The following is a 25,265-nucleotide window of genomic DNA, read 5'->3' as shown; positions in this document are numbered from 1 at the left end:
GAAGGGTCTTTCCGCCGTCATGAGCAAGCGCCAATACACCCGCGCCGAGGTCAAGGAACTGCTGTCCGCGCTGGAGCGCCAGTGCCGGGAGGCGTCGAAGCTCGCCCAGCTGGCCGAGCACGAGGCGAGCAAGCACAGCTTCGGCGCCTACCGCGAATTCCGCGACAAGGTGGGCGAGTTCCAGGCGCTGGTGATCCTGATCGAGCAGCGCCTGCGCAACCTCGTGGACACCCGCTCCGACGATCTGCGCGACCAGTTCGAGCGGCTGGACACGGTGATGCTGGCCCTTCTGGTGCGGGCCAGCATGCGCTTCTTCTTCGTGCTGTCGGCCAACCCGATCCTGCCGATGGGCGCCCGCGAGATCTTCGTGGCGGAACTGCGCAGCCTGCACGACGCCCATGAGAAGCTGAAGCGCCCCAACTACGCCGGCAAGCTCGGCGCGGACCTGGAGCGCGATCTGGAGACCGCCTCCCTGATCCTGGAGGAGATCATCGACAAGGCGCCGAGCCTGCTCAACTTCCGCGGCGGCGGGGCGTAACCCGCCTCAGCGCTGGATCAGCGCGCTTTCCTTGCCGGACAGCACGAACACCTTGGCGTAGCTCTTGAGGAGCGCGTCGATCAGGGCGTTGACCTTCGGGCTGGACATGGCGCGCGGCTTGGCCGGATCGACGTGGAGGACGCAGCTGTCCTTGACGTCGTTGAAGGCGGCCAGGGCGTTGATGCGGTCGGGCCGGAATTCGTCGGGGAAATTCTCGTCCATCAGCCAGAAACACTGGAAGTTCCGGCAGGACTGCGGACGCTCCTCATAGACGGTGCAGCCCTTGCCCTGGTCGCAGGACACGCACCACTTGGCGGACGGCTTCTTCAGTTCGGGCACGCCCATCAGCTTGCAGCACAGCGTGCATTCTCCGCAGTTGCGGTCGGCCATAACGCGAGATCCTGATCTGTCCTGATGAATAGAGCGCGGACAGTCGCACAAAGGGCGGTGCCGCGGAAAGTGTCCGTTGGATGGGGCCGTGGCGGGGCCGGATCGGGAGAGGGGATGCCTTACGCCAGGCTGGGGACGACCAGCGGTTCCTCCGCCTCGCGGAGCAGCAGCGCCTCGATGGCGTCGGCGGGGGCCGGTCGGGCGTAGAGGTAGCCTTGCGCGTACTTGCACAGGATGTCGCGCAGGAACTCCGATTCCATCTCGGTTTCCACGCCTTCGGCCACCGCCTCCATGCCCAGGATGGCGGCCAGCGTGGCGATCACCTGCACGATGGCGGCGTTGCCCTCGCCCGACGAGATGGCCTGGACGAAGCTGCGGTCGATCTTCAGCGTGTCCGCCGGGAACTTGTGAAGGTAGGACAGCGACGAGTAGCCGGTGCCGAAATCGTCGATGGACAGGCGCACGTCCATGTCGCGGATGCCCTGCATCAGCACCCGGCACTTGGCGGGGTCCTTCATCAGCAGGCTTTCCGTGATCTCCAGCTTCAGGCTCGACGGCGGAACGCCGCTTTCCTGAAGCACTTCGCTGACCAGCCCGATCAGGTCGTCGTCGCTGAACTGGCGGGAGGAGACGTTCACGCTCATGAACAGCGGGGCGGGGCGGGGGAAGCGGGCCTGCCATTGGCCGAGCTGGCGCGCCGCCTCGCGCAGAGCCCAGCGGCCCATCGGGACGATCAGGCCCGACTCCTCGGCCAGCGGGATGAATTCGCCCGGCGGGACCAGCCCGCGCTCGGGGTGCTTCCAGCGCATCAGCGCCTCGAACCCGGCGATGTGGCCCGAGGACAGGGCGACGATCGGCTGGTAGTAGAGGACGAGCTGATTCTGCTCCAGCGCCGTGCGCAGGTCGGTTTCCGTGCGCATTTGGGCCATCGCCTGACGGCGCAGGTTGCTGTCGAACACGTCGATGCGCGCCCGCCCGCCCGACTTGGCGCGGTACATGGCGAGGCTGGCGTCGCGCAGCATCTCCTCCGCCCGGTCGTAGCCGGAGACGCTGAGCGCGATGCCGATGGAGGCGGACAGCACCAGCTCGTGGCCGTCCAGCGCCAGCGGCCGCGCGACGGCCTCGCCCATGCACTCCGCCGCGGACAGGGCATCGCCGACATCGTCGATGCCGTCCAGCAGAACGGCGAACTCATCCGCCGACAGGCGGGCCAGCGTGTCGCCCATGCGGCGGGTCTCGTCCAGCCGCTCCGCGATGGTCTTCAGCAACCGGTCGCCGACGCTGGAGCCCAGCGCGTCGTTGATCGACTTGAAGCGGTCGAGATCGACGAAGATGACGGCGAAGGCCTTGCCGCCGGCCCGCCGGTTGCGGTCGAGCGCCTGCCCGATGCGGTCCAGCAGCAGGGTCCGGTTGGGCAGCCCGGTCATGCCGTCGTGGAAGGCGTCGAACAGGAGCTGCTGCTCCGCCCGCTTCTGGGCGGTGATGTCGGTCATCGATCCGGCGATTCGCACCGCCCGGCCCGATCCGTCGCGAACGGCGAGCCCGCGGACCAGCATCCACAGCTCGTCCCCGTCGGCGGCGCTGATGCGGAAGACGTGCTGGAGATGCTCGCGCTCGCCCGTCAGATGCAGGTCGATGGCGGTGCGCAGCCCGGCCAGATCGTCGGGATGCACGCGGCCGAACCATTCGCCGATCCGGTTGGACAGGCTGTCTCCGGCGAAGCCGAGCATGGCCGCCCAGCGCGGGGAATAATAGACCTCGTCCGTGTCCAGCCGCCAGTCCCACAGCCCGTCGTTGGCGCCGGCGGCGGCGAGCGCGTAGCGCTCCTCGCTCTGCAGCAGGCGCTGCTCGGCGGTCTTGCGGTCGGTGACGTCGGCCTGGCTGCCGACCAGCCGCACCGGGCGGCCCTGCGCGTCCAGCACGGCGATGCCGCGGCAAGCCATCCAGCGGGTGCCGCCATCGGCGTGGCGCACACGATACTCGATCTGGAACACCGTGTTGTCGCCACCCAGGGCGTCCAGCGCCGCGCGCAACGACGGGCGGTCGTCGGGATGGACGCGCCCCATCCATTCGTCGGGGCTGCTGCCGACGCTGCCCACCTCCAGCCCGAGGAGCGACAGCCAGCGCGGCGAGTAATAGACGGTTCCGGCGCTGAGATCCCAGTCCCATAGGCCGTCGTTGCTGGCCGCAGCGGCGAGCGCATAGCGCTCCTCGCTCCGGCGCAGCTGGCGTTCGGCGTGCTTGCGGTCGGTGATGTCGGCGACCGACCCGACGAGGCGGACCGGATCGCCCGATTCGTCGGGGACCGCCATGCCGCGGCAGACCAGCCAGCGCCAGCCGGAGTCGCCGTCGTCCGGCGATGCGTCGGCGTCCGGAGACGATAAACCGCTTCCGGCGCGGCGGACGCGGTGTTCGATCTGGAAAGGCAGCGAGACGCCGACCATCTGGCCTTCGAAGGAGGCGTAGAGCCAGTCGATGTCGTCGGGGTGGACGCGGTCGAGCCAATCTTCCGGGCGATTGACGTCGCCCGGCGGCAGGTCGAGGAACTCCTTGAAGCGGGGAGACAGGAACATCGTATCGTTGCGAAGGTCCCAGTCCCAGACGCCTTCGGAGCCGGCTTTCTCGGCCAGCAGATATCGCTCGATCGTGCTGCTCAAAGCCCCCTCACCGCCGCGGCGCGCCCGCATTCCGTAACTCGCAACATAGTGCCGGAATGGTGAATGAGATGTGAAGCTGAATGCGCATGAACGGTCCGCTTGCCCCACAGCGGTCGCGTGCGAGGTCGTGCCACTCGTGCGCCGCACGATTTTCCGGCCAGTCCGGAAGGCCAGTCCGGAAGGTGGGACCACGAGGAACTCCCAGTCGTCGACAGTAATGCGAGGCCGGTTCGGCGGATCACTGCGTTGGTGTGCAAACAAAAGCGACAATTGACGTTGTCTAAGTGCATGAACTAGATTGTTGGTCGAGCTTAAAAAAGAATGCTCTGGTATGTTTGCGTATCTTTGAAAAAACTACGCTTTCATGGGTTGCCGGATGGAAAATTCGAATACAAAAAGAGCTGCCTACCGAGAGCAGCTCCCCAAGAAGAATTTTGATCATGCCTCTTCCTGGTTCGCGGTTGCCGCTGGACTGGCCTCCATATTGAGCTTGTTTGTGTCCCCGGTTTGGTTTCCGCAGGATTGGGTCGGGGTGGTGTATGCGGTTTCCGTTGTCTCTCTTTTGTTGGCGTCCTTGTTTTATATCATTGTTCGCGAGCAGCAGAAGCTTCATCGCTACGCGCAAGCGGTTCTTCATTTGCATTATGCCTGCCATATCGCCCGCGATTATGTGGCGGAGCTTCATCTGGGGCAGGATCCAAGCCTTGATGAGCTTCTTTCCAACATCGCCAGCAGTCTCGCAAATTGTTTTACCCTGATCACCGGAAAGCACTGCCGAGTTTCTATAAAAGAGCTGCAGAAGCAGGGCGAAGACAACAAATTTCTTGTCGCGGTTGTCAAGGAGGACATTCTCTCATCGAAGCGACGGTCGGTTGCGATGAGGCCCATGTCCCTTCATGAATTTACGAGTTTGAAGAACATATTTTACGGATTGGATGGTTGCAGCCGATATTATCTTCGAAACAATCTGATCCGGGAGTGGCGAATCCATAAGTATCACAACGGGGCGTTCTCAATCGTCGGAGAGCCAGAGATCCGTACGTTCCTGGGGTTTTCCAAGGTTGTCGGATGGAAGCTGCCCTTCAAGAGCACGCTTGCCGTGCCAATCCGATTTCAATACGGGGATGGTATAAAGTATGAAAAGACCCCGGAAAATAAGCCGTCTCTGCAAGGTCATGTTCAAGATGACTATTGGGGATTCGTCTGTGTGGATTGTGAGAGCAGCCGCGCATTTGACAGAAGATATTGTCCAGAGCTGGCGAGTGCCTACGCGGATGTGCTTTATACGGTTCTTAGCCAGACGAAAAGCCACATGGCTTCCCACAGAAGGCTTATTGCTTTCCCTGCAAGGGTTGACTAGGTATCGTCTGTTTTTCTTGTGATGCGATCCATGGAGTGTTCGATGGAGATCGATGTCAGCGGCGATGCGGATGTGCCTCTCGGCTTATCCCAGCCCCCGCGCTCCAACCAGGACCGGTTGACGGTAAGGGTGGAGCCGATAAAGGTTCAGTCAGAGGACGAGACATCCTTCAAGGTCTTCGTGACCGTGAAGGGTACGGAAGGCGCCCACGATATAGACATGCACAGAACATACAACATAAACAGTATTTCGGCGCTTTTGGATTCTTCATCTTAGGCGTATTTGGAAAATTGCCTTTATTGATTTTGACGTCTGCTGTTCGGCGGGCGATGGTTTTTTTTGACTATTTTGAAGAACAGTCGATTTGGCGCGACAGTGCCCCTGCCGACGCGGCATATGGATGCGGGGGCACACGAACGGAGGGGCGGCATGGCCTTCGCCTTTCCCAGGGCTGACATGTGATGGAATGGTCCGATCAGGGCGTCGTGCTGTCGGCGCGGCCGCATGGCGAGACCTCGGCGGTCGTCACCCTGCTGACGCGGGAGCATGGGCGGCACGCCGGCATGGTCATGGGCGGGCGGTCGAGTCGCACGCGGGCGGCGCTGGAACCCGGCACGCTGGTGTCGGCGCGCTGGCGCGCGCGCCTGCCCGAGCATCTGGGCACCCTGACGCTGGAGGCGGTGCATGGCTATTCCGCCGCCTTTCTCGATGATCCGTTGCGACTCGCGACCCTGACCGCCGCCTGCGCGCTGGCCGAAGCCGCCCTGCCGGAGCACCAGCCACACCCCGCGCTGTTCGATGGGCTGCTGGCGCTGTTCGGTCTGCTGGGCAGCGACGCCTGGGCCGAGTCCTATGTGCGGTGGGAGGTCGGGCTGCTCGCCGAGCTTGGATTCGGGCTCGACCTCGACCGCTGCGCGGTCACCGGGACCAACGACTACCTCGCCTATGTCAGCCCGCGCACCGGCCGCGCGGTGTCGGCCTCGGCCGGGGAGCCCTACCGCGACCGGTTGCTGCCGCTGCCCGGATTCCTCATCGGGCTGGGCGGCGGCGGGCCGCAGGCGGTGGGGGAGGGGCTGCGCCTGACCGGCCATTTCCTGGAGCGCCATCTGCTCAACGGCCCGCTGCCGCCGGCAAGACTGCGATTAAGAGAACGTTGCGAGAACACGGTGGCGCGTGGCCGCTAGATTTGGTATCCACACGCCATGACGTCCCGAGACCCTGCCCAAGACCCCGTCCTTGACATCCAGGAAAAGCCGCTCCGCGACGCGCTGAGCGAGCGGTACCTGAGCTACGCGCTGTCCACCATCATGGCGCGGTCGCTGCCCGACGTGCGCGATGGGCTGAAGCCGGTGCACCGGCGTCTGCTCTACGCCATGAGCCAGCTGCGCCTCGACCCCTCGACCCCGCCGAAGAAGTCGGCCCGCGTGGTCGGCGACGTGATCGGCAAGTTCCACCCGCACGGCGACACCTCCGTCTACGACGCGCTGGTCCGTTTGGCGCAGGACTTCGCGGTGCGCTACCGGCTGGTGGACGGGCAGGGGAACTTCGGCAACATCGACGGCGACAACGCCGCGGCCATGCGCTACACCGAAGCGCGCCTGACCGACGTCGCCAAGGCCCTGCTGGAAGGCATCGACGAGGACGCGGTCGATTTCCGCCCGACCTACGACGGTGACGGGGAGGAACCGGCGGTCCTGCCGGCCAACTTCCCCAACCTGCTGGCCAACGGCTCCAGCGGCATCGCCGTGGGCATGGCGACCAACATCCCGCCCCACAACGCCGCCCAGCTCTGCTCCGCCCTGCGGCTGGTGCTGAAGCACAAGCTGGACTGCGTCAAGGCGGCGCTGGCCGGCAAGGAAAAGCCGGCCCCGACGAAGATTGAGGATCTGGTCACCCTGATCTCCGGCCCGGACTTCCCGACCGGCGGCGTGCTGGTCGAGCCGCGCGCCAACGTGGTCGAGGCCTACCGCACGGGCCGCGGCTCCTTCCGCCTGCGCGCCCGGTGGGAGGTGGAGAAGCTGGGGCAGGGCACGTGGCAGGTCGTCGTCACCGAGATGCCCTATCAGGTGCAGAAGGCCCGGCTGGTCGAAAAGATCGCCGAGCTTCTGACCAACCGGAAGCTGCTGCTTCTGGAGGACGTGCGCGACGAGTCGGCGGAGGATGTGCGCCTCGTCCTGGTGCCGAAGAGCCGCAACGTCGACCCCGAGGTCCTGATGGCCTCGCTGTTCCAGACGACCGATCTGGAAGTCCGCTTCGCCATGAACATGAACGTGCTGGACAAGGACAACGTCCCGCGCGTGATGAACCTGTTCGAGGTGCTGGACGCCTTCCTCGACCACCGCATGGAGGTGCTGGAGCGGCGGTCCCGCCACCGGCTGGCCAAGATCGATCATCGGCTGGAGGTCCTGGGCGGTTACCTGATCGCCTATCTGAACCTGGACGAGGTGATCCGCATCATCCGCGAGGAGGACGAGCCCAAGCAGGCGCTGATGCGCGCCTTCTCCCTGACCGAGGTGCAGGCCGAGGCCATCCTCAACATGCGGCTGCGCAACCTGCGCAAGCTGGAGGAGATGGAGATCCAGCGCGAGAACGACGCGCTGACCGCCGAGCGCGCCGGCCTGAGCGAGCTGCTGGCGGACGAGAGCCTGCGCTGGAAGACCATCGGCAAGGAGACGGAGGAGACGCGCAAGCGCTTCGGCGAGGACCGCCGCACGCAGGTCGCCGAGGCCACGGCCGTCATCGACATCCCCGTGGACGCCATGGTGGAGCGCGAGCCGCTGACCGTGCTGTGCTCGCAGAAGGGCTGGATCCGCGCGGTGCGCGGCCATCTGACCGACGCCGAGCGTCTCGACGTGAAGTACAAGGAGGGCGACAAGGAAGGTTTCTGGGTCCATTGCGAGACCACCGACAAGCTCCTCGTCTTCGGCACCAACGGCAAATTCTACACGCTGTCCGCCGACAAGCTGCCGCGCGGGCGCGGCTTCGGCGAGCCGGTGCGGCTGATGATCGATCTCGGCAACGAGGCGGACATCATCACCCTGTTCAAACACCAGCCCGACCGCCGCCTGCTGGTCGCGTCGGAGGACGGACGCGGCTTCCAGGTCGAGGAGAACGAGGTCGTCGCCCACACCCGCTCCGGCAAGCAGGTCCTGAATCCCGACGACAACAAGGACGCCAAGATCTGCATCCCGGCGGAGGGCGACCATGTCGCCGTTATCGGCAACAACCGCCTGCTGCTGGTCTTCCCCCTGGAGCAGGTGCCGGTGATGGCCCGCGGCAAGGGCGTGCAGCTCCAGAAGTACAAGGACGGCAGCCTGTCCGACCTGAAGGTCTTCACCATCGCCGAAGGGCTGAGCTGGAAGCACGGCGAGCGGCAGTTCAACGTCACCAACCTGACCGGCTGGCTGGGCAACCGCGCCGGCGTGGGCAAGATGCCGCCCAACGGCTTCCCCAAGGTGAACCGCTTCACGTAAGCCGGCCGTTTCCCGAACCTATACACCTAACGTTGCGCGCAAACGGGGGGTTTTCGGCCCCCCGTTTCACTTTTGGCGGAATTTCCGACGGAAAGTTCCCGAATTGGTAGGGTTCAGCCATGCTCGGACTTGAACTCTGACCCGCGATTCCGGCATAGTGAACGTATCAAAACGAACTCGGTGCCGCCGACCGAAGCGGTGCCCCGAATGGGGCATCCGGGGCCGGAGGAACACCGGGCGACAGGGAGGCACGCGCATGGTCACCACAGATCCGTGTGAAGGCACAGCGGCGGCACGGCGGCCCATCGGCCCCGGCAGCCCCGGTCCGTGACCCGCACGGTGACGTCGATCCGGCGTTGCCAGACAACTTCCTCAAAAAAACAACAGCCTTTCGGTTCGCACGCCGCACCCCTTTGCGGGGGCAGGAACGGCGGTGTGCGCCCACGCCGGGACGAGAGGACCCAAGGAGACCGCCATGAAACGCCGTACCTTCATCACCAGCGCCGGTGTCGGTGTCGCCGCCAGCACGCTGGCCGCCCCCGCCATCGCGCAGAGCAACCCCGAGATCAAGTGGCGCTGCGCGTCGAGCTTTCCCAAGAGCCTGGACACCATCTACGGCGGCGCCGAGCGGGTGGCCAAGCGCGTCGCCGAGATGACCGAGGGCAAGTTCCAGATCCGCACTTTCGCCAGCGGCGAGATCGTTCCCGGCCTGCAGGTGCTGGACGCCGTGAAGGACGGCACCGTGGAGTGCGGCCACACCGTCTCCTACTATTACGTCGGCAAGGACCCGACCTTCGCCTTCGACGCGGCGATGCCCTTCGGCCTGAACGCCCGCCAGCAGAACGCCTGGATGACTCACGGCGGCGGCATGGAGCTGATGCGCGAGTTCTTCAAAGGCTACAACATCGTCCAGTTCGCGGCGGGCAACACCGGCACCCAGATGGGCGGCTGGTTCCGCAATGAGCTGAAGACGGTGGAGGACCTGAAGGGCCTGAAGTTCCGCATCGGCGGCTATGCCGGCACCATCTTGCAACGCTTGGGCGTCGTGCCGCAGCAGATCGCCGGCGGCGACATCTATCCGGCGCTGGAGAAGGGCACGATCGACGCGGCGGAGTGGGTCGGCCCCTACGATGACGAGAAGCTCGGCTTCAACAAGGTTGCCAAATACTACTACTACCCCGGCTGGTGGGAGGGCGGGCCGCAGGTGTCCTTCCTCGTCAGCCTGCCGCAGTGGGAGCAGCTTCCCAAGCATTACCAGGCGATTCTCGAAGCAGCCTGCGCCGACGCGACCGCCGACATGGTCGGCAAGTACGACGTGGTGAACATGCACGCGCTGAAGCGTCTGGTCGGCGCCGGCACCGTGCTGAAGCCCTACCCGCGCGACATCCTGCAGGCCTGCTACCAGGCGACCTTCGATGTCTATGAGGAGGAAGCCGCGAAGAACGAGAAGTTCCGCAAGGTCTACGAGCAGTGGCGCAAGTTCCGCGATGAGGAATACCTGTGGTTCCGCGTCGCCGAGAACACCTTCGACAACTTCGTTTACTCCGCGCCGACGCCGAAGAAGAAGTCGTAAGGGGAAAGAGGCCGGACACGAAAAAGCCCCGCGGAAGCGGGGCTTTTTTTGTTGCCGATGATCCGGCCGTTCTCCGATCCGGGTTCCACCCCCGCCAAGCGGGGGTGGAGGGAAGGACCGGTCACTTGCCTTGCAACTGCTTCATGAGGTCGGCGTTGGGGTCCTCGGCGGGCTGTTCCGGCGCGCCGAACGGCGGCGGCGGTTCGCCCGAGTCGAAGGCCGGAATCTCGATCTTCACGTTGTCCAGATCGATCGGCTCGCCGCGGTCCAGGCCGGAGAAGACCATCTCCGGGAACATGATGACCAGCGCCACCATGATCAGCTGGATGCAGACGAACGGCACGGCGCCCCAGTAGATCTGGCCGGTGGTGATCTTCTTGATGATCTTCCCGGTGATCTTGTCCTTGTAATCCTCCCGTGGAGCGACGCTTCGCAGGAAGAACAGGGCGAAACCGAAGGGCGGATGCATGAAGGAGGTCTGCATGTTGACGCCCAGCAGGACGCCGAACCAGATCAGGTCGATGCCCAGCTTTTCCGCGACCGGGGCGAGCAGCGGCACGATGATGAAGGCCAGCTCGAAGAAGTCGAGGAAGAAGGCGAGCAGGAAGACCATGATGTTGACGACGATCAGGAAGCCCAGTTCGCCGCCCGGCAGGCTGGTCAGCAGATGCTCCACCCACAGGTCGCCGTTCACGGCGCGGAACACCAGACCGAAGACCGTCGAGCCGATCAGGATGAAGATGACGAAGGAGGACAGCTTCGCCGTCGTGTCCATCGCCTGACGCATCAGCGACCAGCTCAGCTGCCGCTTGATGAGCGCCAGGATCATGGCGCCCGCGGCACCCATGGCGCCGCCTTCCGTCGGCGTCGCGATGCCGAGGAAGATGGTGCCCAGCACCAGGAAGATCAGGACCAGCGGCGGCACCAGCGAGGTCAGCACCCGGAACAGCAGCTGGAAGCCGCGCAGGGAGCGGGCCTCCGGCGGCAGGGCCGGAGCGAACTCCGGGCGGACGATGCTGACGACCAGGATGTAGCCGGCGTAGAGGCCGGTCAGCACCAGGCCGGGGACCAGGGCGCCGGCGTACATGTCGCCGACCGAACGGCCGAGCTGGTCGGCCAGGATGATCAGCACCAGCGACGGCGGGATGATCTGGGCCAGCGTGCCCGACGCCGCGATGACGCCCGACGCCAGACGGCGGTCATAGCCGTAGCGCAGCATGATCGGCAGCGAGATCAGGCCCATCGAGATGACCGACGCGGCCACCACGCCGGTCGTCGCGGCGAGCAGCGCGCCGACGAAGATCACCGCATAGGCCAGACCGCCGCGCAGCGGGCCGAAGAGCTGCCCGACCGTGTCGAGCAAGTCCTCGGCCATGCCGGATCGTTCGAGGATCAGGCCCATGAACGTGAAGAAGGGAATGGCCAGCAGCGTGTCGTTGCGCATGATGCCGAAGACGCGCTCTGGCAGCGCTTGGAACAGCGCCGGCGTCAGCAGACCCAGCTCGATGCCGATCAGACCGAAGAGAAGGCCGTTCGCGGCGAGCGCGAAGGCGACCGGGAAACCCATCAAAAGGAAAAGAACAAGCGCCGCGAACATCAGCGGCGCCATGTTCTCAATGAGGAAGGCGGCCATCGTGTGTGGTTCCCGGTCTCTTAGGAGTGGCTGTGCATCTTCTCGCCGGGCTGGTCAATCAGACCGGCCAGGAAAGCGACGCGCTTGATCAGCTCGGACACCGCCTGCATGGTCAGCAGGAAGAAACCGGCGGGAACCAGGATCTTGGCCGGCCAGCGGATCAGGCCGCCGGCGTCGCTCGACATTTCCTTGGTGATGAAGCTGTCCCAGAACATCGGCCAGGAGAGCCACATGATCAGGATGGCCATCGGGAACAGGAAGAAGAGGATCCCGAAGATGTCCACCATGCACTGGACGCGCCTGGAGAAGCGGCCGAGCACGATGTCGATGCGAATGTGTTCGTTGCGCAGGAACGTGTAGCCCGAGCACAACAGGAAAATCGCGGAGAACAGGTACCATTGCAGCTCAAGCCAGGCGTTGGAGCTGTAATGGAGGCTGTAGCGGATGGTCGCGTTGCCGGCGCTGACAATCACGGCGACCAGCACCAGCCAATAGACGAGTTTGCCGACGCCGTCGTTGACAGCATCGATCAGCCCGCTGATTCGGAGCAGGAACCTCAACGGAGAGCCTCCCTGTTGGTTTGGAACGGGTGTATCCCCGTCCGTTCCTTTTGTTGCCCTGTGAACGGTGGCGCTGGGCGCCGGTTCAATCTTTTATGGTAACACCATGGGGTGTTTGCTGCGGCAATATTCCGCAGGTGGCCCCGGCAGCGCAAGAGCTTGAAAGCCTTTATACGTGATTGCCCCAATAGTCTCCGATCACAGTCAATCCGGCGGTCGGTCGGTCAGTCTTCCGGATCGTTCGGCAGGCGGAACCAGCCGTCGCGGCCCAGCGCCTCCAGCGGACGGAACTTGGCCTTGTAGGCCATCTTGCGACTCTGGGCGATCCAATAGCCGAGATAGACGTAGGGAAGGCCATCCGCCCGGGCGCGCTCCAGCAGGCTGAGGATCATGAAACTGCCCAGGCTGCGGCGGTCCTGGCGGGGATCGTAGAAGCTGTAGACCGCGGAATAGCCGTCGGTCAGCCGGTCGGTCAGCATGCAGCCGGCCAGCCGCCCCTCCGCGTCGCGCGCCTCGAACAGGCTGGTGTCGGCCCGGCCCTCGTCGATCATCGCGGCGAAATCGGCCATGGCCATGCGCGCCATGTCGGATTCGCCGTGGCGGGAGTTCTGGTAGAGCGAGAACAGCCGGTACTGCTCCGTCGTGGCGGCGGCCGGCGCCTCCGCCAGCGTCAGGTCGCCGTTGCCCCGGAGGACCCGCTTCTGCGACCGGGTGGGGACGAAGGCGGCCACCGGGATGCGGACCGGGACGCAGGCCTGGCAGTTCGGGCAGACCGGCCGGTAGACGATGTCGTGGCTGCGCCGGAAGCCGGCGCGCGACAGGGTGGAGTTGACCTCCGCCGAATAGGGCCCCAACAGCCGGGTAAACAGCTTGCGCTCCACCCGGCCCGGCAGATAGGGGCAGGGCATCGGCCCGGACCGGAAGAACTGCTGGAGCGGGCGGAGTTGCGGCTGGATGACCGACATCGGCTGGCTGACTTCTGGATCACCGGCCCGGGGGCCGGCTGTTGGGGGTCTGCGGCTGGAGAGGGTGCTGAACGGAGGTTACGGTAACGAAGCTTACTGGGACTGGCTCTGGGTCATCGGGACGGTGTCCTGGCCGAAGAAGGCGCGTCCGATCTCGATGGTGATCCCGCAGAGTTGGGCCTGCACGCCGTCGAGATACTCGTGCAGGCCGAGCTGGATCACCTCTTCGATCGGGCGGGCCAACAGCGCGCCGAGCAGTTCGTCCACCTTCTCCATCGCCTCACTGCCGTTGCGCAGGGTGTAACGGGACTTCAGGCGGGTCAAGAGGCCGTCGATCTGTCGCACACACATCACAACGGAGCGCGGGAATCCCTCGTTGAACATCATGAAGCCGGCGACCGTGGTCGGCGACATGCCGCGGGGGTAGACGCGCCGGAAGGCGTGGTACCCGGCGGCGGAGCGCAGCACCGTCGTCCACTGGCTCATGTCCAGCGTGGAGCCGACCACGACAGGGGAGGGCAGCAGCGTGTGATACTTGATGTCGAGCAGGCGGGTCGTCTGGTCCGCCCGCTCGATGTACTTGCCGAGCTGGTAGAAGTACCAGCCCTGGTCGCGGTAGAAGGTGCCCTCGGTGATGCCGGTGTGGGTCTGGCACTCCTCCTTGATCCAGGTGCAGACCTTGGACAGGTTGGGCAGCGCGACGCCCTTGCCGTTCATCTCCACCAGCTTGTTGTGGAACACGTTGATCTGCGTCCACATCTCGGTGGAGATCCAGGGGCGCAGGACGCGGGCGTTCTCCCGCGCCATGCGCAGCATGGACACCAGCGAGTTCGTGTTCTGGGTGTCGAACATGTAGTAGTGGACCACCGCCTCCGCCGTCGGGCGGTCGTGGCGGCTGAAGAAGTCCTTCTCGTCGGCGTTGAGCTGGACGATGGAGAACCAGTTGGTCATCCCCCGCGTGTCGCGCGCGAAGGTCTCATGCACGTCCAGGATGCGGGCGAGATTCTCGGCGCGCTCCATGTAGCGCGCCATCCAGAAAATGCATTCGGCGTAACGGGCCAGCAGATTCACGACGCGCTCCCTTCCTGTGACCCATCCTGGGGCCCCCCGTCCTGGAGAACCCAGGTGTCCTTGGACCCGCCGCCCTGCGACGAGTTGACGATCAGCGTGCCCTTCTTCAGCGCCACGCGGGTCAGACCACCGGGCAGCACCCAGGTGTTCTTGCCCGTGATGGCGAAGGGGCGCAGATCGACGTGGCGGGGATCGATGCCGTCGTCGGTCACGGTGGGGCAGACCGACAGGTCGACCACCGGCTGGCTGATGTAGTTGGACGGATCGGCCAGCAGCTTGGCCCGGCAATCCGCCAACTCCTCCTTGCTGGCGCGCGGGCCGATGGTGATGCCGTAGCCGCCGGCCTCGCCGACCGGCTTCACCACCAGCTTGTCCAGATTGTCCAGCGTGTACTGCAGCGCGTCGGCCTCGCGGCAGATGCGCGTGTCCACGTTGGGGATGATCGCCTCCTGGTCCAGGTAGTATTTGATCATCCGCGGGACGTAGCAGTAGATCGCCTTGTCGTCCGCCACGCCGGTGCCGATGGCGTTGGCCAGCGCCACGTTGCCCTTGCGGTAGGCCTCCATGATGCCCGGCACGCCCAGCATGCTGTCCGGGTTGAAGGCCTTGGGGTCGAGGAAGGCGTCGTCGATGCGGCGGTAGATCGAATCGACCCGCGCCAGACCGTTGGTGGTCTTCATGTAGACGCGGTCGTTCTCCACCACCAGATCGCGGCCCTCGACCAGCGGCACGCCCATCTCGCGCGCCAGGAAGATGTGCTCGAAATAGGCGGAGTTGTAGGAACCGGGGGACAGCAGCACGACCTGCGGGTCGGCGACGTCCTGCGGCGCGATCTCCATCATCGCGTCGAGCAGCTTGTGCCCGTAATTGTCCACCGGGCGGATGCCGATGTCCTGCATCAGGTCCGGGAACACGCGCTGCATCATATGGCGGTTCTCGACCACGTAGGACACGCCGGACGGCACGCGCCCGTTGTCCTCCAGCACGCGGAAGGTCCCTTCGCGGTCGCGGACGAGGTCCGTGCCCATGATGTGGATGTAGGTGTCGAACGGCACGTCCAGCCCGACCATCTGCGGCCGGAAGCAGCCGTTGCCCAGCACGAGGTCGGCGGGGATCACCCCGTCCTTCAGGATCTTCTGGTCGTGGTAGATGTCGTGGAGGAACAGGTTCAGCGCCGTGACGCGCTGGGTGATTCCCGCCTCCAGATGCGCCCATTCCTTGGCCGAGATCACCCGGGGAATGATGTCGAAGGGAAGAATCCGGTCCACCGCGTCCTTGTTCGAATAAACGAGGAAGGTGATGCCCAGATTGTACAGTTCACGTTCGGCGTCCTGCGACCGCCTCAACAAATCCCCGAAGTTCAGACCGGCCAGTCTCTGCCGGATCAGCGCCGAGTGCTCGGCTGGATAATCACGGCCTCCGAACAATTCGTCGTAGTAAAGGCCGGGATCATAGTTCGTCAAAAGGTCATTCGCCTTGCCTTCGGGTACGCTCACAGACTCCCCCGCAGCTAACGCCCTTGATTGACCGATGCCGTGTGGCAATGGTGTCTGCCGCGAAGTATGAACCATCGCTTCGCCATTTGAACAGGGCAAACATTCCCCGCGTTGTGCGGCGCATCGACAAAACAAGAAGGGGTACGTTCAAAGGCAAAGAACTAACGCCTTGGTACCAGCGCCGCATCGGCTTTGGTATCAGTTCGTCGCGGCGGGCGGGGGTGTGGTCTTGCTTTCGCGCAGCAGCACCATGCTGATGCGGCGGTTGCGCGGGCTGCCCGGCTGGTCGGGCACCAACAGGTCGCGGTCGGCGCGGCCGATCACGTCCTGGACGCGCTCCTCCGGGATGCCGCCGGCGATCAGGGCGCGGCGGGTGGCGTTGGCGCGCTCGGTGGAGAGGTCCCAGTTGTCGCGCCCGGCCCCGGAGGTGAAGGGGATGCCGTCGGTGTGGCCGCTGATCGACAGCTTGTTGGGAAGCTTGGCGAGCGCCTTGGCCACCTGCATGACGAGTTGGCGGGTCTGCGGGTACATCTGGCCGGACCCGCCGGGGAACATCGAGACGCGGTCCTGGTCGACGATCTGGATGCGCAGGCCTTCCGGCGTCTGGTCGATCATCAGGTTCTGGGCCAGCGGCTCCAGCTCCGGCACGGACTGGATGGCCTGGCGGATCTCGGTGGCGGCCTGCTGGAACTGGCGGGCCTCCTTCTGGGCGTCCTGCAGCTTCTCGCCGCCCTCCTTCACCCGTTCCGCGAAGTCGGACAGCCGCTCGCCCGGCTTCTGGCCGGGAATGCCGAGCTGCTTGGCCTGCTCCTCCAGACGCTTCTGGTAGTCGAGCCGCGATTCGTTGGACTTCTGCTCGGCGGTCGAGGCGGGCGGCGGCGGGGCGGCGTCGGTCGGGTCGTTCGCCTCATCGTCCTCCTGGGTCGAATTGCCGGGCGGGCCGGAGACCGGGACGTCGGCCGACATCGGGGAGGAGGGGGACATCTGGGCGCCGGGCGCCGTGATGGTGCGCCCACCCAGCATGCCGCCGGACCCGGAGGTTTCGCGGCTGACCGAGCTGGGCGAGAAATAGTCCGCGATGCCCTTGCGCTGGTCCGACGTGGTGACGTTGAGCAGCCACAGCAGCAGGAAGAAGGCCATCATCGCCGTCACGAAGTCGGCGTAGGCGACTTTCCAGGCGCCGCCATGGTGGCCGCCATGGCCACCCTTCTTCTTCTTGATGATGATCGGCTGTTCGCCGCCGGACGGGTTCGCTGACATGAAGCCTTGCTGAGTGGGCCTTGTGGTCGGGAATTCCGTGGCCGGGAGTTCGTGGCCAGTGCGCGCACCCGAAAGGTGGATGGTTATCCTTAAGATCCGTTTAATGCGGCGGGGGGCGGCTTCCGGCCGCTTCCGGCCGGTCCTGTGCAAAGGTCCGGGGCAGATGCGGCTTGCACCGACGGTCCGGCTGGGTTAATCCCGCTGTTTCGCCGCCGCACCCTCGCCCCAATAACCGACGAGCCCACACAGGCCGCCATGACCATCGATTCTCAGGCCTTCGACTCGCGGGCCTTCCGCAACGCCCTCGGATGCTTCGCCACCGGCATCGCCGTGGTCACCACCGTCGCACCGGACGGCGAGCCGATCGGCGTGACCGTGAACTCCTTCTCCTCGGTGTCGCTCGACCCGCCGCTGGTGCAGTTCTGCCTGGGCCGGGCGGCCATGTCGTTCGAAGCCTTCACCATCGCGCCGTCCTTCGCGGTGAACATCCTGGCCGAAGTGCAGGCGGAGTTGTCCAACCGTTTCTCGCGCCGCGACCTGCAGGAACGCTGGGACGGTGTCAGGGTCGAGCGCTGGGACAGCGGCGTGCCGATCCTCACCGGCTGCCTCGCCACCCTGGAATGCGACCGCGAGCATGTCTACGACGGCGGCGACCACGTCATCATCGTGGGCCGCGTGCGCCGTCTGTCCGGCAGCAAGGACGGGAACCCGCTGCTCTATTTCCGCGGCGCTTACGCGCAGCTTCCCTGAGCCACCACCCGGTGTTCGGGGCGCCCGGTCGGGACCGGGCGACCGTCACCGGCGGGCCGTCATTTGAGGGCGAAGGCGAGGTAGCTGGAGCCGCCGACCTCTCCGGGTGTGACGAAAATCGCGCCGAGGGACTTTCCGGCGATGGTCATGCTCATGTCGATGCTGCCGTTGCTGTCGAGGTCGATGTGCGCGGTGACGCCCTTCGCGCTCTCCGCGCCGGCCATCTCGGCCCAGGTCAGTTTGGACGTCCCTTCCTTCCAGCCCCAGGCGGTGACCCATTCCCCCGCCTCCAGGTCGGTCACCGTCGACCAGGTGACGCCGCCGCCGCGCCCGTCCACGAAGAAGGTGTCGCTGCCGTTCCCGCCGGTCAGGAAGTTGGAGCCGAGACCACCGTCCAGCACGTCGTCGCCGCCGCTGCCGTCCACCGCGTCGTCGCCGCCCACCGTGTTGATGAAGTCGGCACGCTCCGTCCCGCGCATCGCCTCGCTGTCGTTCTGGCCGATGTGGCTGTTGTGCAGCCAATTCACCGGACCGGAGTAGCGGTCCATCGCGATTTCGCTGCTGACCCCGCCGCGGGTGATCGAAAGGCGGCGCGCGGGATCGATGGGCACGGGAACCGGAGGCTCCTTGACGGGATTGGGAAGGGGGGACCGTAGGATCGATGGGGCGTCCGCGACGGCGACGCTGCGGTCGGTGAATGACAGTTGTTCGATCCCGTGCAGCCGGTCGCTGATGCCCAGCTTGGGAATCGACAGGAACAGGGTGCCGTGCAGGCTGTAGGCATAGGCGTCGGTCGAGGCGGCGCCATAGACCGCGGTGTCGTACCCGAGGCTCCCGTCGAGCACGTTGCTGCCCGTTCCGCCGATCAGCGTGTCGTCGCCGGACCCCGCCATGATGTCGTCGTTGCCCGGTCCGCCGTCGAGGCGATTGTTGGCGCTGCCGGGAAGAAGTGTGCCATTGACCAGATGGATAGGGCTGGAGAACGACCCGAAGATGGTGTCGTTGCCGGCCCCGCCGATGGCGTTTTCAATGCTGATGCCCTTGGCGATGACGGCGTTGCCGTTGATCTCATTGGATGAGAGATCGATGTGCAGACCGCTCGACGCAGCGGAGGCGTCCAGTGTATCGGTTCCACCGGCGTCCCAGATCGCCGCTCCCGCGAGCGGACCGTCGATGCGGTAGACGTCGTCCCCGGTACGCGTGCTCAGGTTGGCCCCATACCAGGACTGCAGCACCTGGATGTCCGCCGCCATCGGCCCGACTGGGTTGAACGCCGTGCCGGCTGGCAGGCGGGAGGCTGGTGGCGTGACCGACATCATCGTCCAACCCGTGCTCCACACGCCGTTCTCCGCCCGCGGATCGTTGCCGGCCGCAGGCGCATCGCCGGGCTCGAAGCTGTCGGTGAGGCCGAGGGCGCGCCCGATCTCCCGGAGAATCCGCGCGTGTCCAGCGGCGCTGGCGGCGTTGACGCGGTCGGAGTCGAAGGCGACCAGACCGCTCGACAGGGTCGAGGCGGACGGACCGATGGCGTAGGCGGGCGTTCCCGGATCGCTGTCCAGCCGGGCGTCGTCGATGAAGCGCAGATGGCCGACCAAAGCGCCCGACGCGCCGGGGGCGGTGAGCGGGCCGCCCGTCGTCGTCTCGGTGATCTCGACGAAGCGGATGCCGGCGACGTCGGCGATGCTGGCCAGGGCGCCGCGGATGGCGTCGCGGAAGCCCGCGTTCAGCGGGGCCGGATTGACCCCCGCGGTGGCGACGGCGGGACCGCCGTTCTCGTAGAAGGAATAGGTGAGGGTGACCGGAACCGCGGCCTGGGTGGTGCCCCATTTGGCCCCCGACAGGATGGGTGTCAGGGACGGATCGGAAATCGCCTGGGGCGCCGTCACGATGCCGGTTCGGAGCAGGGCGGGATCGCATCCCAGCGGGCCACCGTCGATGTCGGTGGCGGGTCGGTTGGCGGAGGTCAACCCGTAGACGGTGGCAACCGAAGTGGGGACCCAGGAGGCGGCAGGCATGCGCTTACATCCTGATGGAGAGAATTTCTGTTGAGTTTCTCTATCATGGAGTGCGTCATTTTTGTACAGGGGCTGCGCAACAAGAAAACCGTCTTGCGTCATTCCACCGCGGCTCAGGAGATGTCGGTCATCAGCTCCGTCGGGAAGCCCGCCTCCTCCATGTGGGCGACGAGGCGCTGGACGTGGCTGCGCCCGCGGGTTTCCAGAACCACGTCGATCTCGGCCATGCGCACCGGCACGTCGTGGAACAGGCGCTGGTGGTGCACCTCCACGATGTTGGCCCCGGCCTCGCCCAGCAGGCGGGCGACGCGGGCGAGCGCGCCGGGGGCGTCGGTGATGCCGATGCGCAGCCGCACCATGCGCCCCTCGTAGACCAGCCCGCGCGTCAGGACCTGCGCCAGGATGCGCGCGTCGATGTTGCCGCCGGACACGACGATGCCCACCCGCTTGCCGCGGAACCGCTCCGGATCGTCCAGCACCGCGGCCAGCCCCGCCGCCCCGGCGCCCTCGGCGACCAGCTTCTGCACGGTGGCGAGACGGTAGACGGCCTCCTCGAGCCGCGGCTCGCCCACCTCGACCACCGCGTCGACATGCCGGCGGACCAGCGGCAGGGTGACGGCGCCGGGGGCCTTGACGGCGATGCCGTCGGCGATGGTGGCGCCGCCGCAGGTGATGGGCTGCCCGGCCAGCGCCTGGCGCATCGACTGGAACATGGCGCACTCCACCCCGATCACCGCGATGTCGGGCTTCAACGCCTTGGCCGCCACCGCCATGCCGCCGATCAGCCCGCCGCCGCCCACCGGCACCACCAGCATCTCCAGGTCCGGCGCGGCGTCCAGCAGTTCCAGGGCGGCGGTGCCCTGGCCGGCGGCGATCAGCGGGTCGTCGTAAGGGTGCACGAAGGTCAGCCCCTCGCGCGCCGCCAGTTCCTGCGCGTAGGCCGCCGCGTCGCTCAGCGTCTCGCCGTGCAACTCGACCCGCGCGCCGAGGCTTTCCGTGCGCTCCACCTTGGTGAAGGGGGTGAAGGACGGCATCACGATGACCGAGCGGATGCCCAGCCGCGTGGCGTGGCAGGCCACCGCCTGGGCGTGGTTGCCCGCCGACATGGCGATCACCCCGGCCTGTCGTTCCGCCTCGCCCAGCGACAGCAGCTTGTTGAGCGCCCCGCGTTCCTTGAAGGATCCGGTGAGGTGCTGGTTCTCCAGCTTCAGCACCACCGAGCAGCCGGTGATCTCCGACAGGCGGGGCGAGGCCTCGGTGGGGGTGACGGGCAGGTGGCCGCCGATCCGCGCGGCGGCGGCGCGGACGTCGTCCAGGGTCAGGGTCGGAGACGGTGTAGCCTCGGTCATGGCGAACTCCCTGGACGGTTGGGGGAAAGCGTCAGCAGCGTGGCGCCGTCGCGGGCGAGCGTGCCGCGGTCGCCGGCCAACCGCAGACCCACCCCGTCGCGCCAGCCCTGCACCAGATCCCCCCAATGGGGCGACAGCGGGTTGCCCGACTGGCCGGTGGCGATGGAGAAGCGGGAGTTGCCGAGGTCGGCCAGATCGTAGACCGCGCGCAGCCCCGGACCATGGACGTGGGAGAAGGGGTCCTGTGGGTCGCGCACGCGGGTGGTGCCGCGGTTGACGGTGAAGGCGCCGCCGCCGGTCGGGATCGACAGGTCGAACATCGACCCGAGCAGCGGAATCCGGCCGAGCAGCCGGTGGTTCAGAGCGGCCTTGTGCTCGGCCCCCCAGCGCCAGCCGGTCATGTCCGCGCCGTGGCGCCGCTCAATCTCGGCCAGAGCGGTCTTCAGTGACCCGGCGAGCATGGTGGCGCAGTCCTCGCGGGCCGGCGTCGTCCGGTCGTCGCACCACTGCGGCGCCTGGGTCAGCACGCGGTGCAGGGCGCGCGGGCGCAGGTCCCAGTAGCTTTGGAACAGCGGTCCCAGCTCGTCGGCGAAGACGCTGCGCACCAGTTCCCGCTCCCACCAGGAGAAGATCAGCGGCTCGGCCCGGTCGCGGTCCATGCGCCCGTCCCAGCCGGCCAGACGGTCCAGCGCGGCGCGGGCCTGCCCATTGAGATCGGGCACGTTGCGCAGCGGCTCCAGCATCAGCGGCAGCAGGTCGCGCGCCGGCAGGGACAGCTCGTCCATCTGCTGGGCGGCGACCTCCTCCACCGTGTGCGGGCCGTCGCCGAGCATCTGCACGATCCGCTCGGCGCGGGCGGGGTCCGGCCATTCGGTCGCCAGGGCGTAGGGATAGCCGGGGCCGACCACCGCGTTGTTGGCGTTTACGAACTGGCCCGACGGCGGATCGACCGCCTGGGGCAGCGCGTCGAAGGGGATGTAGCCGATCCAGTCGTGTTCGCCGGTCCAGCCCGGCACCGGAACGCGCCCGTCGCCACCGCGCCGCACCGGGACCAGCGCCGGCGACAGGAAGCCCAGCGTCCCGGCCGTGTCGGCGTAGACGACGTTCTGCTGCGGCGCCACATGGAGGAACAGCGCCTCGCGCACCGCGGCGGCGTCGGCGGCGTGGTTGAGGCGGTACAGCGCCTCCGCCGTGGTGTCGGCGGCGGACAGGCCGGGGAAAGCCAGCGCCAGCACATGGCCCTCCGGCGCCGCCTCGGCGGCGTCCGGGGTGGTCAGCACCGGGCCGTGCCGCGTCTCGCGCACCGTCAGCGTCTCGTCCGGCTGGCCGGCGATGCGGATCGTCTCGTGGCGCGTCTCGAAGGCCTCGCTGCCGTCCGGCGTCAGGTAGCGGCCGGGGTCCTGCGGGTCGAGCTTCTCGATGAACAGGTCCTGGGTGTCGCTGTGGGTGGTGGTGAAGCCCCAGGCGACGCGCCCGTTGTGCCCCAGGATGTGAAGCGGCACGCCGGGGATGGTCGCCCCGGCGATGCGGTGCTCCGGAGTCACGATGCGCGCCAGATACCACAGAATCGGCGCCTCCAGCCCGAGATGGGGGTCGTTGGCGATGATCGGCTTGCCGGTCGCGCTGCGCGCCCCGGTCAGCGCCCATTCGTTGGACGCGGTGTCGAAGCCGAGGTCGGGCAGGGCGGCCAGCGCCTTTTGCAGATCCAGGCCGTCAAGCGCCGCCGCCAGGGTCACCGGGGCGGTGGGGTCGGAGTCCGGGAACAGGTCGCGCATCTGCTCCGGCGTCAGGTGTTTCAGGGCGCTGGCGCGGAACAGCTCGTCCCGCGAATCGCCGGAGAGCTGGAGCGCCATCAGTTTGCCCCAGACGAGGCTGTCGGCGGGCCGCCAGGGCTCCGGCGTGTGACGCAGGAGCTGGAACTCGATGGGCAGCGCTTCGCGGCGCGTCTCGATCCAGGCGTTGACCCCGGCGGCGTACGCATCGAAGGCCGTGCGGGCTTCCGGCGACAGCTCCTCATAGGCCTCCTCGGCCCGGCGGTAGACGCCCAGTGTGCGCATGGAGCGGTCGAGCCGCAGCGCCCAGTCGCCGAAGCGCGTGCCGACCAGCTCGGCCAGTCGCCCGGCGCCGCCGCGCCGCATCGTCTCCATCTGCCACAGCCGGTCCTGCGCGTGGACGTAGCCGAGCGCGAAATAGGCGTCCCGCTCGGTGGCGGCGAAGATGTGCGGGACGGCGTTGCGGTCGCGCAGGATCTCCACCGGGCCTTCGATTCCCGGGACGGTGGCGGAGCCCTCGTAGGCCGGGGTCTGCTGGCGAAGCCACAGCAGGAAGCCGCCCGCCCCCAGCACCGGCACCACGACCACCAGGGCGAGAATGGCGACCAGGATGGCCAGCGGCTTGCGGACGGCGCGGGGAATCATCGGGAAACCACAGCTCGGAAAAGGGGCTCGGAAAGGGGTTCGACAGACAGAGATGGGGATGGGGCCCGTCCGGGGCCATGCTCCTCAATTCCGCTTGCGGGCCTCGCAATCCGGACTTACGGCGCCGTGGCTTCCTTCAGGTATTCGACCAGATCGCGGCGGTCGGCGGCGCTGGTGATGGTCTGCATGGGCATCTTGCTGCCGGGGGTCATCACGTCGGGGCCGATCTCGAACAGGCGGGCCACCGCCGCCTCGTCCCAGACGATTCCGCTGCCCTTGAGCGCCGGGGAATAGTGGTAGCCCGCCACCGCCCCGGCGGGGCGCCCGAACAGCCGCCACAGCGTCGGGCCGGCGCGGTTGCCGCCGTCCGGAGTGAGCGTGTGGCAGAAGGCGCAGGCGCGGAACAGCGCCTTGCCGCGCTCCGCATCGGGCGCCGCATGGGACGCGTCGTCGCCCAGCGCGGGGCTGCCGGCGGCCAGCAGGAGGAGGGCGGCCAGCGGCAGCCCGCCCCTCACGGCATGTCGTCCGGATCGGTCACGGTCAGCGCGACCACGGACGTGTTGATGAGCAGCTTCCCGGCGTTCTCGAAATTCACGGTGACGCGGTCGCCGATGGCCGACTGCACCTGCCCCAGGCCCCAGTCGGGACGGGCGGGGTGGCGCACCCAGGCGCCGGGAACCAATGAATCGTCCATGCCGCGCCTCCTGCATCCGCCGGAATTGGTTATCGCTTTCGCGGGATGACCGTGGAAAAGCGGCGGCATCCGCGCCCCTGGAATGATACAAACGAACGTCGCCGCCGGCCATCCCCATGGGGGACCGGCATGCAACAGAATGCCGCCCGGCCGGGGAAGTTCCTCGACGACGTTCCCCGGGCCGCGGCCATGGCCGCCACCCGGTTCGCCGGAGGTCGGCCGTCAACGATCTGGAGACCACCCGTGCCGCTTGACATCCGTGTGATCGAGCTTGTCGCTTCCCGCATCTGCCACGACCTCGTGAGCCCGGTGGGAGCGATCCGCAACGGGCTGGAACTGATCGAGGAGATGGAGGACGAGCCCGCCGGGGGCTTCCTGGGCGAGGCGGTGAAGCTGATCGAGCATTCCTCTGGGCAGGCCGACCGGCGGCTGCGCGTCTTCCGGCTGGCCTACGGCCTCGCCGGGCGCGAGCAGAAAGGTTTCGGCGACACCCGCTCCTCCGCGCAGGGGCTTCTGGAGGGCGGGCGCACCACGCTGGACTGGCCGGCGGGGGTTCCGAACGACCAGCTCGCCTTCAAGCGCGGGGCGTCGAAGGTGCTGCTCAACGTCATCATCCTGGCCGACGAGGCGCTGACCCACGGCGGCACCATCACCGTCGCGGCGGAGGGGGACGAGCAGGCGGGCCGTTTCACCATCACCGCCGCCGGGCGTCCCGGCGCCCTGAAGGACGAGTCCGCGGCGGCGCTGGCCGGCACGGTCGCCGCCGCCGACCTGACCCCGCGCAGCATCCACGCCTACATGACCGGGCGCTTCGCCGAGGACGACGGCTATCGTGTCGCCGCCACCCCCTCCGGGCCGGACCGGCTGGTCTTCACCGTCGACTGGTGATGCGGACCCCGCCGGGGGCGTGACCCGCGCAGCAATGACGTGATCCGAACCGCGGCCGTTCCGGCGCGCGGCGCTTCGCCATGGCCGTATGGAATGTCCCCGGCGGTCATAGGCCGGGACGGCGGCACCGGCCTGGCGGGCTGTGACCTTGGGCCGGGTGGCTCGGCATGACGGCG

At 66.9% G+C, this 25,265-nt stretch carries 21 protein-coding genes; 8 read left to right on the top strand and 13 right to left on the bottom strand.

Going from position 1 to position 25,265, the window contains the following annotated elements; translation table 11 throughout:
* The first annotated feature begins 19 nt into the window (after positions 1–19).
* Positions 20–538 carry a hypothetical protein gene (locus tag ACWPN5_RS22440; RefSeq protein WP_145681038.1) on the top strand — a complete coding sequence of 173 codons (519 nt, stop codon included), beginning with the start codon at positions 20–22 and terminating at the stop codon, positions 536–538.
* Positions 539–544: 6 nt separating this feature from the next.
* On the opposite strand, the gene ACWPN5_RS22435 is transcribed toward ACWPN5_RS22440, so the two are convergent.
* Both ACWPN5_RS22435 and ACWPN5_RS22430 read right to left on the bottom strand, forming a co-directional pair.
* The gene (locus ACWPN5_RS22435) at positions 545–928 is read right to left on the bottom strand and encodes a hypothetical protein (protein ID WP_040135007.1); all 384 of its coding nucleotides are present in this window, start codon (positions 926–928) and stop codon (positions 545–547) included.
* A gap of 119 nt (positions 929–1,047) precedes the next feature.
* Positions 1,048–3,585, bottom strand: a complete 2,538-nt coding sequence (locus ACWPN5_RS22430) for a sensor domain-containing protein (protein WP_492297441.1) — start codon at positions 3,583–3,585, stop codon at positions 1,048–1,050.
* 376 nt (positions 3,586–3,961) lie between these two features.
* Between ACWPN5_RS22430 and ACWPN5_RS22425 the strand changes: the two genes are divergently transcribed.
* The 5 genes from ACWPN5_RS22425 (at position 3,962) to ACWPN5_RS22405 (ending at position 9,991) form a co-directional block, all read left to right on the top strand.
* A complete protein-coding gene (locus ACWPN5_RS22425) occupies positions 3,962–4,945 on the top strand; it encodes a hypothetical protein (RefSeq protein ID WP_492297439.1) in 984 nt (327 codons plus the stop codon).
* A 42-nt stretch (positions 4,946–4,987) separates the two neighbouring features.
* The gene (locus tag ACWPN5_RS22420; protein ID WP_145681035.1) at positions 4,988–5,221 is read left to right on the top strand and encodes a hypothetical protein; all 234 of its coding nucleotides are present in this window, start codon (positions 4,988–4,990) and stop codon (positions 5,219–5,221) included.
* A gap of 182 nt (positions 5,222–5,403) precedes the next feature.
* Entirely contained in the window at positions 5,404–6,129 is a 726-nt protein-coding gene (gene recO / locus ACWPN5_RS22415) for a DNA repair protein RecO (RefSeq protein ID WP_492297437.1), read from the top strand.
* Between the two features lie 18 nt (positions 6,130–6,147).
* Positions 6,148–8,418, top strand: a complete 2,271-nt coding sequence (parC, locus tag ACWPN5_RS22410; RefSeq protein WP_492297435.1) for a DNA topoisomerase IV subunit A — start codon at positions 6,148–6,150, stop codon at positions 8,416–8,418.
* Positions 8,419–8,893: 475 nt separating this feature from the next.
* The gene (locus ACWPN5_RS22405) at positions 8,894–9,991 is read left to right on the top strand and encodes a TRAP transporter substrate-binding protein (RefSeq protein ID WP_014198296.1); all 1,098 of its coding nucleotides are present in this window, start codon (positions 8,894–8,896) and stop codon (positions 9,989–9,991) included.
* 121 nt (positions 9,992–10,112) lie between these two features.
* Here the strand turns inward: ACWPN5_RS22405 and ACWPN5_RS22400 are convergent, their stop codons facing one another.
* From ACWPN5_RS22400 to ACWPN5_RS22375, 6 genes are all read right to left on the bottom strand, one after another.
* On the bottom strand, positions 10,113–11,624 hold the full coding sequence (locus ACWPN5_RS22400) for a TRAP transporter large permease (protein ID WP_145681032.1): 1,512 nt from the start codon (positions 11,622–11,624) through the stop codon (positions 10,113–10,115).
* 20 nt (positions 11,625–11,644) lie between these two features.
* Positions 11,645–12,184: a TRAP transporter small permease subunit gene (locus ACWPN5_RS22395; protein ID WP_145681031.1), complete on the bottom strand. Its 540-nt coding sequence runs from the start codon at positions 12,182–12,184 to the stop codon at positions 11,645–11,647.
* Between the two features lie 224 nt (positions 12,185–12,408).
* Complete coding sequence (locus tag ACWPN5_RS22390; protein ID WP_145681030.1) at positions 12,409–13,149, bottom strand: arginyltransferase; 741 nt, start codon at positions 13,147–13,149, stop codon at positions 12,409–12,411.
* 93 nt (positions 13,150–13,242) lie between these two features.
* Complete coding sequence (locus ACWPN5_RS22385) at positions 13,243–14,220, bottom strand: alpha-E domain-containing protein (protein ID WP_145672734.1); 978 nt, start codon at positions 14,218–14,220, stop codon at positions 13,243–13,245.
* A complete protein-coding gene (locus ACWPN5_RS22380) occupies positions 14,217–15,683 on the bottom strand; it encodes a circularly permuted type 2 ATP-grasp protein (RefSeq protein WP_145672733.1) in 1,467 nt (488 codons plus the stop codon). Before ACWPN5_RS22380 ends, ACWPN5_RS22385 begins: the two co-directional genes overlap by 4 nt.
* A 231-nt stretch (positions 15,684–15,914) precedes the next feature.
* Positions 15,915–16,976, bottom strand: coding sequence for a flagellar motor protein MotB (locus ACWPN5_RS22375; protein ID WP_492297432.1), 1,062 nt, complete (start codon positions 16,974–16,976; stop codon positions 15,915–15,917).
* 255 nt (positions 16,977–17,231) lie between these two features.
* Here ACWPN5_RS22375 and ACWPN5_RS22370 point away from each other — a divergent pair, with 255 nt between their 5' ends.
* Positions 17,232–17,726: a flavin reductase family protein gene (locus tag ACWPN5_RS22370; protein ID WP_492297430.1), complete on the top strand. Its 495-nt coding sequence runs from the start codon at positions 17,232–17,234 to the stop codon at positions 17,724–17,726.
* A gap of 59 nt (positions 17,727–17,785) precedes the next feature.
* Here the strand turns inward: ACWPN5_RS22370 and ACWPN5_RS22365 are convergent, their stop codons facing one another.
* The 5 genes from ACWPN5_RS22365 to ACWPN5_RS22345 form a co-directional block, all read right to left on the bottom strand.
* A complete protein-coding gene (locus ACWPN5_RS22365) occupies positions 17,786–19,741 on the bottom strand; it encodes a M10 family metallopeptidase C-terminal domain-containing protein (protein WP_492297428.1) in 1,956 nt (651 codons plus the stop codon).
* A 113-nt stretch (positions 19,742–19,854) separates the two neighbouring features.
* Positions 19,855–21,090 carry a threonine ammonia-lyase gene (locus tag ACWPN5_RS22360; RefSeq protein WP_492297427.1) on the bottom strand — a complete coding sequence of 412 codons (1,236 nt, stop codon included), beginning with the start codon at positions 21,088–21,090 and terminating at the stop codon, positions 19,855–19,857.
* On the bottom strand, positions 21,087–23,507 hold the full coding sequence (locus ACWPN5_RS22355) for a penicillin acylase family protein (RefSeq protein WP_492297425.1): 2,421 nt from the start codon (positions 23,505–23,507) through the stop codon (positions 21,087–21,089). Before ACWPN5_RS22355 ends, ACWPN5_RS22360 begins: the two co-directional genes overlap by 4 nt.
* Before the next feature lie 116 nt (positions 23,508–23,623).
* Positions 23,624–24,022 (bottom strand): c-type cytochrome, encoded by a 399-nt coding sequence (locus ACWPN5_RS22350; protein WP_492297423.1) that lies wholly within the window; start codon positions 24,020–24,022, stop codon positions 23,624–23,626.
* Positions 24,019–24,201 carry a DUF3553 domain-containing protein gene (locus ACWPN5_RS22345; protein ID WP_492297421.1) on the bottom strand — a complete coding sequence of 61 codons (183 nt, stop codon included), beginning with the start codon at positions 24,199–24,201 and terminating at the stop codon, positions 24,019–24,021. Before ACWPN5_RS22345 ends, ACWPN5_RS22350 begins: the two co-directional genes overlap by 4 nt.
* 243 nt (positions 24,202–24,444) lie before the next feature.
* On the opposite strand from ACWPN5_RS22345, the gene ACWPN5_RS22340 reads away from it, so the two are divergent.
* Positions 24,445–25,089, top strand: a complete 645-nt coding sequence (locus ACWPN5_RS22340; RefSeq protein WP_200478481.1) for a histidine phosphotransferase family protein — start codon at positions 24,445–24,447, stop codon at positions 25,087–25,089.
* Positions 25,090–25,265: the final 176 nt, after the last annotated feature.

This window comes from Azospirillum sp. UENF 211521, from assembly GCF_058780535.1.
Note: the sequence above shows the minus strand (reverse complement) of the source record. Positions and strands in the feature narration are given on the sequence as shown.

Bases quoted from the DNA above. Each gene is read 5' to 3' on its own strand.
- ACWPN5_RS22440 (WP_145681038.1), top strand. From the start codon at position 20: ATGAGCAAGCGCCAATACACCCGCGCCGAGGTCAAGGAACTGCTGTCC.
- ACWPN5_RS22435 (WP_040135007.1), bottom strand. From the start codon at position 928: ATGGCCGACCGCAACTGCGGAGAATGCACGCTGTGCTGCAAGCTGATG.
- ACWPN5_RS22425 (WP_492297439.1), top strand. From the start codon at position 3,962: ATGGAAAATTCGAATACAAAAAGAGCTGCCTACCGAGAGCAGCTCCCC.
- ACWPN5_RS22420 (WP_145681035.1), top strand. From the start codon at position 4,988: ATGGAGATCGATGTCAGCGGCGATGCGGATGTGCCTCTCGGCTTATCC.
- parC (WP_492297435.1), top strand. From the start codon at position 6,148: ATGACGTCCCGAGACCCTGCCCAAGACCCCGTCCTTGACATCCAGGAA.
- ACWPN5_RS22405 (WP_014198296.1), top strand. From the start codon at position 8,894: ATGAAACGCCGTACCTTCATCACCAGCGCCGGTGTCGGTGTCGCCGCC.
- ACWPN5_RS22400 (WP_145681032.1), bottom strand. From the start codon at position 11,624: ATGGCCGCCTTCCTCATTGAGAACATGGCGCCGCTGATGTTCGCGGCG.
- ACWPN5_RS22390 (WP_145681030.1), bottom strand. From the start codon at position 13,149: ATGTCGGTCATCCAGCCGCAACTCCGCCCGCTCCAGCAGTTCTTCCGG.
- ACWPN5_RS22375 (WP_492297432.1), bottom strand. From the start codon at position 16,976: ATGTCAGCGAACCCGTCCGGCGGCGAACAGCCGATCATCATCAAGAAG.
- ACWPN5_RS22370 (WP_492297430.1), top strand. From the start codon at position 17,232: ATGACCATCGATTCTCAGGCCTTCGACTCGCGGGCCTTCCGCAACGCC.
- ACWPN5_RS22365 (WP_492297428.1), bottom strand. From the start codon at position 19,741: ATGCCTGCCGCCTCCTGGGTCCCCACTTCGGTTGCCACCGTCTACGGG.
- ACWPN5_RS22360 (WP_492297427.1), bottom strand. From the start codon at position 21,090: ATGACCGAGGCTACACCGTCTCCGACCCTGACCCTGGACGACGTCCGC.
- ACWPN5_RS22355 (WP_492297425.1), bottom strand. From the start codon at position 23,507: ATGATTCCCCGCGCCGTCCGCAAGCCGCTGGCCATCCTGGTCGCCATT.
- ACWPN5_RS22345 (WP_492297421.1), bottom strand. From the start codon at position 24,201: ATGGACGATTCATTGGTTCCCGGCGCCTGGGTGCGCCACCCCGCCCGT.